Source organism: Tardiphaga sp. 813_E8_N1_3 (assembly GCF_051811025.1).
GTDB lineage: Bacteria > Pseudomonadota > Alphaproteobacteria > Rhizobiales > Xanthobacteraceae > Tardiphaga.
Genome location: NZ_JBPWQE010000001.1, coordinates 1,470,977 through 1,484,519, shown reverse-complemented (window position 1 = coordinate 1,484,519; position 13,543 = coordinate 1,470,977). Strand labels below are relative to the sequence as shown.

Sequence of the window (13,543 nt, the reverse complement as noted above, 5' to 3'; positions counted from 1 at the left end):
CCGGCCCCCAGCCGGGCTCATGACGACCGCGGCACCAGGAAGGTGACATTCGTCGTCTTGGTTCCGCGACATGGTTCCGACGCGCCCTCGATTACGATCGGCGGTCCGGTAATGAAGCTGTCGTGCAGCGCCGCCAGCGCAGCCCATTGATCCGGCGGCGTCTTGCCGATCTGCTCGAATAGATCATCGATGCCGCCTGGAACGAAGGAGAACAGCAATCGCGCCGGGTGCGATCCGAGATTGACCCAGGCATGCGGCACGCCGCGTGGCACCACAACGGTCCTACCCGCGGAAATGTCGAAGACATCATCGCCGCATTGAAAACGGAAGACGCCTGTGAGCACCTCGAATATCTCGTCACGCTCCTTGTGGATGTGCATCGGCGGTCCGCTGAGCGGCAACACCCGCGCCTCGACAATGGTGAACGCGCCGGCCACATCCCGGCTATGGATTCGCAGGGCGATTAGATCTCCTGGCGTGGTCTCGAACCAATGTAGATCCTTGCCGCAACCAACGACGGCCTCAGGTAACCGCACGACTTTTGCCTTCATGGCGCCTCTCCTTCTCAATCGGCGAGTCGCTTCGATATAGGACGACGCACGAATACCGATGCCTTGGAGGCGCAAAACGCCAACGCAGTGCAGCAGAGTCGCGATCAGCATATAAAGAAGCATGGGGCTAATCGACGAACAGATTGAAGAACATCCGGCCCCGCGATGAATTGGGAGGCCGAACCGTTTTCATTCCAGGTGGATGGAAGATTTCTTCGGGAGCAGTACCCACGATCGCCTGGAAATCATGGATCAAATGCGCCTGATCGACGAAACCGCAGGACTGCGCGATATCGCTCCAGCCACAGCCTTCGCGCCGCGCTGCGACCGCCTTCTCCACGCGCACAAGGCGCGCGAACTGCTTTGGACCGACGCCGAATGCCGCCTTGAAGCCACGCGACAAATGCCGGACGCTGATATCCAGATGGGCCGCCAGATCGCTCACCGATATGGATGGATCAAACCGCAGGCTGGATGCCGCCTGAACCAGCAGGCTGGGTGGCCGCTCCGGCCGCATATAGCGCAGCAAGAATTCCTCCACGAGCGCGACCCGCGCCTCGGCGTCCGGAGCCTGCGCCAGGTCCCGCTCGATCTGCATCAATGCGCTTTTGCGAAAGATGTGGCACAGCTCAATCTTCTGATCGCGAAATTCGGAGAGCGGCGACTGACTGATCCGCTCCGACGCCTCCGGCTTGACGCGAACAATGACGGCGCCGATCGGACCGACGGGACGCACCGTCACGATGCCGGTCCGCATTTTCACCGCGACATGCCGCTGGCAGACGCGCATGACCTTTTCACTCCCGAACGTCCAATCAGCACTCAGGGGAGCGCGGTACTGCATCACCAGAACGCCATAGGCGCTGGGGGCCAATTGCACCGTCATACTCTGTGCAGCGGAGCCATCGGGAAGATCCCAATCCCAGATGTCTTCGACGATATCCGATAACAATGGATGTGGGCAGAAGACCTGCAGTCCAAGAGCTGCCGTTGCGCTTGTGTACTCAGCCCCGCAAAACTGGGAGCCGTTTGCAATTGCATCGCCCGCAAACGGCTTAGACGAACTCATCTCATACATGGGAAGATAGCTCCAAGACCCGTTGCATCAGCCTCGACAGCAGTGAGGCCGATCGCGCGTCTCCACGCATTGGAAACGAACACTCGTTTATTTTATTATTCGCCGCGTCACTTTCCGTGACCGGCACAACTTAGGTGCAAAGCAACATCCAAGTATTGTTGAAATCGGACTCAACAACCTGAACGGGACTTCACGATCAATCACGAATGCGCGGGTGGGTTTCGGTTCATTTGACGAGAATTGTAGGCTGGGCCCATCGCACAGCACTGCGATTATCAACGGATGAGAAGATCTCAACCGTATCCAGTCATCACAGAACTACGAAAAATGCGGCGTTAAACTATCAAATGCGTCAGCTGGCGCGCTTCACTGCAATGCCACCGCCGCCGGCATTGGCCACGACGCTTTGATAATGCGCAATCGGCTGTGGGCGGCCGATCAGGAAACCCTGGATCTCCGCACAGCCCTCGGCGGCAAGAAACGACAGTTGGGCGACGGTCTCGACGCCCTCGGCGATCACCGGGAGCTTCAACGAGCGGCCGAGCCCGATGATAGCGTGAACAATAGCCGCGGACTGCGGATTATCCTCGAGCTTGGCCACGAAGGTCTGGTCGATCTTGATCTTGTCGAAGGGGAAAGCCTGCAAATAGCTCAGGCTCGAATAGCCCGTGCCGAAATCATCCATGGCGACGCGAACGCCCAATTCCTTGACGGCGTGCAGAATTGCGATGGCACCAGCAAAATCGTCAATCAGCACGCCTTCGGTGATCTCGATCTCGACACGCTTTGGGCAGAGACCGGTTTCCGCCAGAACGGCGGCGAGCATCCCGGGCACATCGCCGCGCTGAAAATTGACCGGCGACAGGTTGATGGCGATCGACAGCGGATTGACCCAGGTCGCCGCCTCGCGACAGGCCTCGCGCACCACCCACTCGTCGATGGCGCCTATCAGACCGCTCTCCTCCGCCAGCGGAATGAACACCGTCGGCGAGATGATGCCGCGCTCGGGATGCCGCCAGCGCAGCAGAACCTCAAAGGCGACGACAGCGCCCTCGGTGGTCGCCTGCGGCTGAAAATAGAGTTGGAATTGCTTGTTCTCGACCGCCACCACGAGATCACGCTGCAGCAGTCGTTTCTCGCGGATGTGCTGATCCATCGCAGCCTCGAAGAAGCGGATGGTACCGCCTTCCTCGGCCTTGGCGCGGTCGAGCGCCAGGTCCGCATGCGCAATGAGAGCTTCGATATCCTGGCCGTCCTGCGGATAGACCGAGATGCCGATACTACAGCGAACATTGACGTGCTGGCCGTCAATCTGAAACGTATTATCGAGAATGCCCGACAACCGCGCACAGAGGTCTTCCGCTGTTTGCGGCTCCGCGCCGAGATGAGACACGATCGAGAAGATATCGCCACTCGGCCGTGCCAGAAATGCGCCGTTGCAGGCTTGCGCCAGCCGCTTCGCCAGCTCGGCCAGTACGGCGTCTCCGGTGGCCTGGCCGTATACATCATTCGTCTCTCTGAAGCGGTCGATATCGATCCGCGCGATCGCAAACGAGCCGTGTCCCGCCGAGGCCTCTTTGAAGACGCGGGCCAGATGTTCGTTGAAGGCAACACGATTGGGCAGATCGGTGATCGGATCGTGCCGCGCGAGATGCACGATTCGCGCTTCGCTGAGTTTGCGGTCGGTGATGTCGGCGTGGGTCGCGACCCAGCCGCCATTCTTCATCGGCCGGTAGCGCACATTGACGGCGCGTCCATCCGGCAGCTCGGCGGTCTGGCTGCTCGGCACGCGATCCGCGAGGGCCGTCCGCATCTTCATCTCATAACTATCCATGTCGACAAACAGCGTGCCAGCTGCCGCGCGAATTGCCAGCACCTGATCCTCAGTCGCGCCGGCCAACATTTTCGCCGGCGGGATATTGTACATGCGCAAGTAGCTTTCGTTCCACAATTCGAGCAGGCCATCGGCGCCATACATGCATAGGCCCTGCTCCATGTTGTTGAGCGCCGCATCGAGCTGCAGATTGCGCTTGCTCATGCTGCGGCGGGTGCGCTGATCTGTTACGGCAACGACGAGGCCGGCGATCACCACGGCAGCGGTGAAGGCCGCAATGGCCAGCGACAGTTCGATCGGCGACAGCAGACTTTGGTTCTCAGCGGCTGCGGCATTGTAGGTCAGATCGATCGCGCCCATGGCAACAAAGTGATGTACGCAGATCGCGAGCGTCAGAAGCAGTGCGGCAACGAGTAGCTTGCCGGACCGGTCGGCGGTCTGGGCGACCAGGATTGCCAAGGCGGCAATCACCATGCCGCCGACGACCGACACCGTCACGAGGTCCGGCATCCACTGAATGATGGCGGGGATGCGCAGCGACGCCATGCCCATATAGTGCATGCAGGCGATGCCGAGGCCGATAACCGCGCCGCCGGCCAGCGCGTTTCGTTTGGTTCGATTGAAAAGCGCGATGGCGAAGCCGGCCGTGGTCATCACTGCAGAGGCGACGAGCGAACAGGCGGTGATGATGAGGTCGTAGTGGAGTTCGAAACCAGGCGTGTATGCGAGCATCGCGATGAAATGCGTCGCCCATGTGCCGAAGCCGGTGACCGCGCCTGCGGTAATCAACCACGCAAGGCGCGTGTCGGGCAATGCGGTGCGCGCACGCGTGAACAGGTTGACGGCAGCAAGGCTGGAGAGAAAACACACCGCTGCCGCCAGCAGGATCTGCCGCCAGTCATGCTGCAATTCGATGCAATTCCAGACTCGTAGCATAAAGATACCAACATATGACGAGATATCGAAGCATAGCGCGTGCAACGTTCGGAATGTTTAAAACTCACGAAAAAATTTGCACGGAAGATCTGTTATTCTTAAGCCGCGATAAAGCCCGAAATATGCCGGGGTATCATCGTCCATGTTTGCGGAAAGATATGCAACACATTCGGATGTACCCACCGCAAGCGCCATGGCTCAGGGGAAATCGAGCAATGGGGACGACCTGTTTCGATCAACAGCTCATCATTACGCGCTCGGATAAGGTTCCGCCGGCGCGGTGACCTGCGCGCGGCGCACGCGTTCGCGATGTGCGGTGTAGACACCGCTAGCGATGATGATTGCAGCACCGGCGAAAGTGACAGCATCGGGCACTTCGCCAAACAGGAAGAAGCCGATCAGCGTCACCCATACCAGCTGCACATAGGAGAACGGCGCCAGTACCGACGCATCCGCATAGCGGAAGGCCAATACGACAATCCAGTGGCCGACAGTAGCGGCGACGCCAATACCAACACCGAGCGCGATTTGCGTCCAGCTCGGCACGATCCAGTAGAACGGCACGATGACACTGAGCACGAGAAAGCCAGTGATCGCCGAGAACGCCATCGTGGTGATGGCGCGGTCGGCCCCGCTGATTTTGCGCGTCAGCACCAGCGCAGTCGCCCAGCCCAGCGCCGAAATAATCGGAAAGATTGTGCCGGGCTGAAACGCCGCGGTGCCCGGCCGCACGATGATCAATACGCCCAGAAGCCCGGCAATGGTGGCGGTCCAGCGGCGCAGACCGACCTTTTCGCCGAGGAAGAGAACCGATAGCCCGGTGACGAACAGCGGCGAGATGAAGCCGGTTGCCGTGGCCTCCGCGATCGGCAGATAACCGAGCGCCATGATGAAGAAGATCGACGAACACAACAGGCCCAGCCCGCGAAATACCTGCAGCAGCGGCCGCGTCGAGCGCATCGGATTGCCCGAGGCCGGCGCCAACACGATCGGCAGCAGGATCACGACGAACACCAGAAAGCGGATCCAGGCGATCTCCACCGATGGCATGCCCGTGCGCGACAGATATTTCGCCATCGCGTCCGATGACGCCAGAAACGCCGTTGAGCAAATGATCATCAGAATGCCGTGCAGCGGCCGGTCGGTATGGCGATGAGCCGATACACGGGCAGCGGTCTTCGGCGGCGGAACATGGCTTGTCACGAGCGGGGACCAATATGCGGGCTCGTCGGTGCATGCGAGCCGAATCGAATAAAGCTCACAAAACGACGATCACGAGGCCGGGACAACTGCCGATATCAGGACACGGATATGCAGGCAGGCAAAAAAACCTATGCCGGCCGACGCATCAGCGGCCAGCGTGCAGCGCAGCATCGATTTTACCGCATCCCCTACAGCATCGGCAGACTGGAAGGCTCCCGCCCGAGCGGGAATACCTTTCCAATATCAGCCAGTTCGGCCGCGCTGAGCGTCAATGCGCTCGCCGCCGCGTTGTCCGCCGCATGGGTGGCCGAAGACGCCTTCGGAATTGCGAAGACCGTTGGCTGGCGGATCAGGAAAGCCAGCGCCACCTGCCGCGGCGTGGCCAGATGCGCATCGGCGATCTGCTGCAGGATTTTGCCACCCGGCGAGCGCGGCGACGGGAAATCATTATGACCGAACGGCGAATAGGCCACGACGGCGACACCATGGCTCTCACACCACGGGATCACACGGTGTTCGATGGCGCGCTCCTGTAAATGATAGAGCACCTGATTGCAGGCGATGGCGCCCTTGCCCGCGAGTTTCGACAGCTCGTTGAGATCGTCGACATCGAAATTGCTGACACCCCAGGAAGCAATCTTGCCGGCGGCCTTCAACTCTCCGAAGGCAGCCACGGTCTCGGCAAGCGGAACCTGACCGCGCCAGTGCAGCAGGTAGCAATCGAGCCGATCAGTCCCCAGCCGCTTCAGCGAGCGCTCGCAGGCGGCGATGGTGCCCTTCCGCGACGCGTTGCTCGGCAGCACCTTGGAGACCAGGAACACCTCATCGCGACGATCGGCGATGGCCTCTGCAATCACGAGCTCGGCGTCACCATACATTTCGGCCGTGTCGATATGGTTCATGCCGGCATCGAGGCCGGCCTGCAGCGCCCTGACCGCCGCAGCGCGGTCACTATGGTCGATATACCAGGTGCCCTGCCCGATGACTGAGACGTCGCGCTTGGTTTGGCCGAATGGGTTGTGTCGCATGGTGCGCCTCCGCCTCCCGCGGCAATGAGGCACACGGGAGTGGACTTTAGCGCATCAATTCAGAGGAGTCAGTGGCTGATCATCCACGGCCGCGCCGTCGGGAAGCTCTTGGCGCCCGAGCGGGTCTGCTTCACCAACCGCGACGGCTTCTTGCCGGAGCAGCAGCCACAGCCGGCCCCATGCGCGGCCTTGTACTCCGCCGATGTCTTCGGCGCGTTGCGGCTGCGCTCGTTGGTGGCGTGGGCCTTGCGCTTGTCGGAGGGCATGCAGAAGAACGCCGGCGCAGTCAGGATCACACGCGGTGCCTGTGTCGCGCAATGCGGACAGTCCTGCGGGTCATCGCATTCGGCCATCGGCCGCATGTCGGTGAAGGGACCGCAATCGTCGCAGAGATATTCATAGACCGGCATGGCTGACGTCCATCGTTAGACCGCCCACCTCTCCACGTCATTGCGAGGAGCGAAGCGACGCGGCAATCCTAAAGGCGGCAAACGAAGGAAGAACTGGATTGCTTCGCTTCGCTCGCAATGACGAAAGAAAAAGATGCTGCGGGGTCGTGACGCCAACCCCGCAGCCGAGTTGACCGCGTTACTTGTCCGGCGAGAGCGGCATCTGGATGTCGCCCTTGATGTGCTTGATCGGGCCCGCCGACGACGGGTTGATATCGAAGTCGAAGATCTGCGTCGGCAGCCACAGCGTGGCGCAGGCATTGGGCACGTCGACGACGCCGGAGATATGGCCCTGCACCGGCGCCGTGCCGAGGATCGAATAGGCCTGCGCGCCGGAATAGCCGAACTTCTTCAGATATTCGATCGCATTCAAACAGGCCTGACGATAGGCGATATGCACGTCGAGATAATGCTGCTTGCCCTGCTCGTCGACGGAGATGCCTTCGAAGATCAGGAAGTCATTATAGTTCGGCGTCATCGGCGACGGCTTGAACACGGGGTTCTTGATACCGTATTTCGACACGCCGTCCTTGATGACATCGACCTTGATGTGCAGCCAGCCGGCCATCTCGATAGCGCCGCAGAAGGTGATTTCGCCGTCCCCCTGCGAGAAGTGCAGATCGCCCATGGAGAGACCGCCGCCAGGGACATAGACCGGGAAATAGACCTTCGAGCCGCGCGACAGATCCTTGATGTCGCAATTGCCGCCATGCTCGCGCGGCGGCACGGTGCGCGCGCCTTCGGCCGCAGCCTTCTCCTTCGCCTCACCCTTCAGCCGACCCATATGGGCAGTCGGGCCGAATGGCGGATTGGCAAGGCCGGGCACGCGGGTCGGATTCGTCGCGATCAGCGCGGTCTCGCGCTCGTTCCAGGTGGCGAGCAGTTTCGGGTCGGGCAGACAGCCGATCAGGCCGGGATGGATCAGGCCGGCGAAATTCACGCCCGGGATGTGACGCGACGAGGTATACATGCCCTTGAAGTCCCAGATCGACTTCTGCGCTTCCGGAAAATGATCCGTCAGGAAACCCCCGCCATTCTGCTTGGAGAAGAAGCCGTTGAAGCCCCAGAGACTGTCCTTCATGGGGCCGACATCGAGCAGGTCGACCACGAGCAGATCGCCGGGCTCCGCGCCCTTGACGCCGATCGGGCCGGACAGGAAGTGCACGATCGACAGATCGATATCGCGCACGTCATCGGCGCTATCGTTGTTCTTGATGAAGCCGCCGGTCCAGTCATAGGTCTCGACGATGAAGTCATCGCCGGGATTGACCCATGCGACCATGGGAATGTCCGAATGCCAGCGGTTGTGAATCATGTCGTTGTCGTAGGCCGATTGCGTAAGGTCGACCTTGATCAGTGTATCTGGCATTCAATGCTCCCCTTCGGTTACTGGTCTTGGTGGTTGGACGCGTGGTGAATTAGACGGACAGGTATTTGGCGATCTGCGCGGCATCGATACCCTCGCGTGCTTCGTCGCGAACGATCTCGCCGTTCTCGATCACCAGCACACGGTCAGCGACGTCGAGCGCGAAGCTCAGTACCTGTTCGGAGACGATGATCGACAGACCCTTGGTGTCGCGGATGTGCTTCAGCGTCCGGGCCATGTCCTTGATGATCGACGGCTGGATGCCCTCGGTCGGCTCATCGAGCAACAGCACCTTCGGCTTGGTGGCGAGCGCGCGCGCGATGGCAAGCTGCTGCTGTTGGCCGCCGGAGAGATTGCCGCCGCGGCGGCCTTTCATTTCGAGCAGCACCGGGAACAGCTCATAGAGATCGCCGGGCACTTCCTTCTCGCCGGAGGCGACAAGGCCGGTCTCGATATTCTCCTTCACCGTCATATGCGAGAAAATCATGCGGCCCTGCGGCACGTAAGCGAGGCCGCGCGCGACGCGCTCATAGCTCTTCAGCGCACCGAGCTCTTTACCTTCCATGGTCACCGAGCCTGACTTGGTCGGCACGATGCCCATCAGCGATTTCATCAGCGTGGTCTTGCCCATGCCGTTGCGGCCCATGATGGCCACGATTTCGTTCGGCTGCACCGAGACATTCAGGCCATGCAGGACTTCGCTCTGGCCGTAAGCGACGTGGAGATCGTTGATCGCGAGCATGATGATCTCCTCAATGACCCAGATAGACTTCGATGACCTTGGGATCGTTCTGAACCTTCTCCATGGTGCCTTCGGACAGGATCTGTCCCTGATGCAACACGGTCACCTTGTGGGCGATGTCCTCGACGAATTTCATGTCGTGCTCGATCACCAGCACCGAGCGGTTCTTGATGATCGTATTCAGCAGCTCCGCCGTCTTGACGCGCTCGCTCACGCTCATGCCGGCGACCGGCTCGTCGAGCATCAGCAGGTCTGGATCCTGGATCAGCAGCATGCCGATCTCGAGCCACTGCTTCTGGCCGTGCGAGAGCACATCGGCATACATGTTGAGACGATCCTTCAGGAAGATCATCTCGGCGACTTCCTCGACGCGCTCGCGCACCGCGGCATCGCGCTTGAACATCAGTGAGCCGAACACCGAGCGCCCCCGCGGATAGGAGATCTCCAGATTCTCGAACACCGTCAGATCGTCATAGACAGACGGCGTCTGGAACTTGCGGCCGACGCCGGCCTGCACGATCTGGTTTTCCTTGAGCTTGGTCAGTTCCGTGCCACGAAACTGGACCGAGCCCGAGGTAGCTTTGGTCTTGCCGCAGATCAGATCGAGCACCGTGGTCTTGCCCGCGCCGTTGGGGCCGATGATAACGCGGATCTCGTTCTCTTCCACATAGAAGGAGAGATCATTGACCGCCTTGAAGCCGTCGAAAGAAACGGTGAGCCCTTCGACCGCGAGCAGAAATTCCTTGGGCTGATGTCCGATAAGCATGATGTCCCCCTACTCGGCCGGCGCGCCGTCGGCGGCGGATTTGATGGCCCAGGCTTTGCGCGTCTTCGAGGTGCGCAGTGCGATCAGACGATCGACATGGCGCTGCACGTGATCGCGCCAGATGCCGGACAGGCCGTTTGGGAAGAACAGCACCACCGCGATGAACAAACCGCCGAGGCCGAACAGCCAGAGTTCCGGGAAAGATTCCGACAGCATGGTCTTGGCGTAATTCACCAGCAGCGTGCCGTAGACGGCGCCGAAGATGGACATCCGGCCACCCACGGCCGTGTAGATCACCATTTCGATGGACGGCACGATGCCAACAAAGGACGGCGACATGAAGCCGATCTGCAGCGTGAACATGGCGCCGCCGATCGCCGCAAACATCGCCGCGGCACAGAAGGCGAAGATCTTGAAATTGGCGACGCTGTAACCGGAGAAGCGGACGCGATCTTCCTGCTCGCGCATCGCCACCAGGATGCGCCCGAGCTTGGTCAGCCGGACGAACTGTGCGGTGATGATGCAGGCGAACAGCACGAAGACTTCGAAGAAGTAGAGAATGACCTTGGCGTGGTCGGTGCGGATGTCCCAGCCGTTCAGCGTGCGCAGGTCGGTCATGCCGTTAATGCCGCCGGTGTAACCCTGCTGACCGATGATCAGGATGGTCGCGATCGCCGCAATCGCCTGGGTGATGATGGCGAAATAGACGCCGCCCACGCGGCGCTTGAACATCGCGGCGCCGATGACGAAGGCCAGCAGCGTCGGCACCACCAGGATGGCGATGATGGTCAGCGTCAGCGAGTGGAACGGCTTCCAGAACATCGGCAGCGCCGTGATCTGATTCCAGTCCATGAAGTCCGGAATGCCCGGGGTCGACTGGATCTTGGTGTTGGCGACGCTGGACGCTTCCAGCTTGAGGAACATCGCCATGCAGTAGCCGCCAAGGCCGAAGAACACACCCTGCCCGAGGCTGAGGATGCCGCCATAACCCCAGCACATCACAAGGCCCAGGGCGACGAAGGCATAGGTCAGATATTTGGCGACGAGGTTGAGACGAAACACATCGAGAAACAGCGGCAGGATCACCGCGAGCAACAACAGCAGCGACAGGAAGCCGATCAGCTCCGAGCGGTTGAAGAAGCGAGAATTGATCATGATGCGTATGCCCTGCTCTTTCTGTATTTCGCGCTTACTTGCGGACCTTGAGGGCGAACAGGCCCTGCGGCCGGATCATCAGGATCGCGACGATGGTGAGCAGCGTCAGCACCTTGGCCATCGAGCCGGACATGAAGAACTCCATGGTCGACTGCGCCTGGGAGATGGTGAAGGCCGAGGCAATGGTCCCGAACAGGCTGGCCGCGCCGCCGAACACCACGACGAGGAACGTGTCGACGATGTAGAGCTGGCCGGAGGTCGGGCCGGTCGAACCGATCATCGTGAAGGCGGATCCCGCGATCCCGGCGATGCCGCAACCGAGCCCGAACGTGTAGCGATCGACCTTCTCCGTATTGATACCGACGGCGCCAGCCATCACGCGGTTCTGCACCACGGCGCGAACCTGACGGCCCCAACGCGACTTGTACATGATGTAGGCCACCACCATGGTGATCCCCAGCGTCAGCACCATCACGAAGATGCCGTTGATCGGCACTTCGATCGTATCGGTGACCTGCTTGGAGCCCATCATCCATTGCGGCAGTTCGACACCGACTTCGCGCGCACCGAACACCGAGCGATAGGCCTGCTGCAGGATCAGGCTGAGGCCCCAGGTCGCCAGCAGCGTGTCGAGCGGACGCTTGTAGAGATGCCGTATAAGCCCCCATTCGACCAACATCCCCAGCGCACCGGAGGCGATGAAGGCGAGGATCATGGCGACGAAGAAGTAGCCGGAAAACAGCGACGGCAGATGCGACTGGAAGAAGCTCGACGTCAGCCAAGTGACGTAAGCGCCAAGGATCATGAATTCGCCATGGGCCATGTTGATGACCCCCATCTGGCCGAAGATGATTGCGAGGCCGAGGGCCATCAGCACATAGACCGAAAACAGGATCAGGCCGGCAAAGCCCTGCATTGCGAAGATGGCGCCAAGGTCGCCAATCGAATAGTCGCCGAACATCGATCCGTCCTCCGTCAGGGAAAGGGTCCCGCGCCGCGCGTTGAAACGCGACGCGGGGTCGTCGTGCGCGGATAGGTCGTCCGCGCCAGGGAGAGGTGGAGCGCGGCGATCACGCCGCGCTCGGGGAGGAAGGCTTACTGGTAGCCCTTCGGGAACGGATCCGGCTCGATCAGTTCGGGCGTCTCGTAGACGACCTTGAACTGGCCATCGAGCTGCGCCTGGCCCACGCGGGCCTTCGACCACAAATGGTGGTTCGGATGGACCTTGACGTAGCCTTCCGGCGCCTTGGTGAATTCGATGCCGGCAGACGCGGGGGCGATCTTGTCGATATCGAAGGAGCCGGCCTTTTCGACCGTCATTTTCCACAGCCACGGGCCGAGATAGGCGGCCTGCGTCACGTCGCCGATCACGGTCTTCTCGCCCCACATCTTCTTGAAGGCGGCGACGAATTCCTTGTTGTTCGGATTATCGAGCGACTGGAAGTACTTCATACAGGCATAGGCGCCCGCAATGTTTTCACCACCGATGCCATCGATCTCGTCCTCGGTGACCGAGATGGTCAGCATGGTCTGCTTCGACAGATCGATGCCGGCAGCCTTGAGCTGCTTGTAGAAGGCGACGTTGGAGCCGCCGACGACCGCGGCATAGATCACGTCCGGCTTGGTCAGCTTGATCTTGTTGATCACCGAGTTGAACTGGGTGTGACCGAGCGGGAAGTATTCTTCGCCCGAGACCTTGCCGCCGAGCTTGCCCTCGATGTGCTTACGGGCGATCTTCATCGACGTGCGCGGCCAGATATAGTCCGAGCCGATCAGATAGAAGCTCTTGCCGTTCTTGGTCTTGGAGACCCAGTCGAGGCCGGCGAGGATCTGCTGGGTCGCTTCCTGACCGGTATAGATCACGTTCTTCGACTGCTCGAGACCTTCATAGAAGGTCGGATAGTAGAGCATGCCGTTATATTGTTCCATGACCGGCAGCACCGCCTTGCGGGAGGCCGAGGTCCAGCAGCCCATGATGGCGGCGACCTTGTCATTGACCAGCAGCTTCTTGGCCTTTTCGGCGAAGGTCGGCCAGTCCGAGGCGCCGTCTTCCTGGATGAACTTGATCTTGCGGCCGAGCACGCCGCCCATGGCGTTGATCTGGTCGATGGCGAGCTTTTCAGCCTGAACCGAGCCGGTTTCCGAGATCGCCATCGTACCGGTGACGGAATGCAGAATGCCGACGGTGACTTCCGTATCGGTAACCGCAAGGCCGGTGGTATTGATGGCCGAGGTGGCCGGCGCCTGCGCAAAAGATGTGCGCGGAAGCAGCGACATTGCCGGCAAAGCCGCCATGCCCATCAGCAGTTTACGCCGCAATGGCGAGTGTAAGCCCGGTTTCTTCTCGTCTGACATTTCAACCCCACTGGTTCGAGTACGCCTATTGGTGAGGCAAGCATTGCTGAACTTGTGCGGTGCACGGATACGCGAGATCG

12 protein-coding genes are annotated in these 13,543 nt (G+C 60.6%); all 12 read right to left on the bottom strand.

Going from position 1 to position 13,543, the window contains the following annotated elements; all coding sequences use genetic code 11:
* Positions 1-17 precede the first annotated feature (17 nt).
* Entirely contained in the window at positions 18-551 is a 534-nt protein-coding gene (locus AB8A33_RS06900) for a cupin domain-containing protein (RefSeq protein ID WP_439092087.1), read from the bottom strand.
* Positions 552-678: 127 nt separating this feature from the next.
* Positions 679-1,629, bottom strand: a complete 951-nt coding sequence (locus AB8A33_RS06895) for a helix-turn-helix domain-containing protein (protein ID WP_439092086.1) — start codon at positions 1,627-1,629, stop codon at positions 679-681.
* 352 nt (positions 1,630-1,981) lie between these two features.
* Entirely contained in the window at positions 1,982-4,399 is a 2,418-nt protein-coding gene (locus AB8A33_RS06890; protein ID WP_439092085.1) for a bifunctional diguanylate cyclase/phosphodiesterase, read from the bottom strand.
* 249 nt (positions 4,400-4,648) lie between these two features.
* A complete protein-coding gene (locus AB8A33_RS06885; protein ID WP_439077864.1) occupies positions 4,649-5,602 on the bottom strand; it encodes a DMT family transporter in 954 nt (317 codons plus the stop codon).
* Between the two features lie 188 nt (positions 5,603-5,790).
* A complete protein-coding gene (locus AB8A33_RS06880) occupies positions 5,791-6,630 on the bottom strand; it encodes an aldo/keto reductase (protein ID WP_439092084.1) in 840 nt (279 codons plus the stop codon).
* 68 nt (positions 6,631-6,698) lie between these two features.
* Positions 6,699-7,040 carry an FmdB family zinc ribbon protein gene (locus AB8A33_RS06875; protein ID WP_439092083.1) on the bottom strand — a complete coding sequence of 114 codons (342 nt, stop codon included), beginning with the start codon at positions 7,038-7,040 and terminating at the stop codon, positions 6,699-6,701.
* A gap of 178 nt (positions 7,041-7,218) precedes the next feature.
* Positions 7,219-8,448, bottom strand: a complete 1,230-nt coding sequence (gene fmdA, locus AB8A33_RS06870) for a formamidase (RefSeq protein ID WP_093756657.1) — start codon at positions 8,446-8,448, stop codon at positions 7,219-7,221.
* A gap of 49 nt (positions 8,449-8,497) precedes the next feature.
* Positions 8,498-9,187, bottom strand: a complete 690-nt coding sequence (gene urtE, locus AB8A33_RS06865) for an urea ABC transporter ATP-binding subunit UrtE (protein WP_068735526.1) — start codon at positions 9,185-9,187, stop codon at positions 8,498-8,500.
* A gap of 10 nt (positions 9,188-9,197) precedes the next feature.
* Positions 9,198-9,953 carry an urea ABC transporter ATP-binding protein UrtD gene (urtD, locus tag AB8A33_RS06860; RefSeq protein ID WP_068735525.1) on the bottom strand — a complete coding sequence of 252 codons (756 nt, stop codon included), beginning with the start codon at positions 9,951-9,953 and terminating at the stop codon, positions 9,198-9,200.
* A gap of 9 nt (positions 9,954-9,962) precedes the next feature.
* Positions 9,963-11,108 (bottom strand): urea ABC transporter permease subunit UrtC, encoded by a 1,146-nt coding sequence (gene urtC, locus AB8A33_RS06855; protein ID WP_439092082.1) that lies wholly within the window; start codon positions 11,106-11,108, stop codon positions 9,963-9,965.
* 34 nt (positions 11,109-11,142) lie between these two features.
* Positions 11,143-12,069, bottom strand: a complete 927-nt coding sequence (gene urtB, locus AB8A33_RS06850) for an urea ABC transporter permease subunit UrtB (protein ID WP_089265233.1) — start codon at positions 12,067-12,069, stop codon at positions 11,143-11,145.
* Between the two features lie 134 nt (positions 12,070-12,203).
* On the bottom strand, positions 12,204-13,463 hold the full coding sequence (urtA, locus tag AB8A33_RS06845; protein ID WP_089265234.1) for an urea ABC transporter substrate-binding protein: 1,260 nt from the start codon (positions 13,461-13,463) through the stop codon (positions 12,204-12,206).
* Positions 13,464-13,543: the final 80 nt, after the last annotated feature.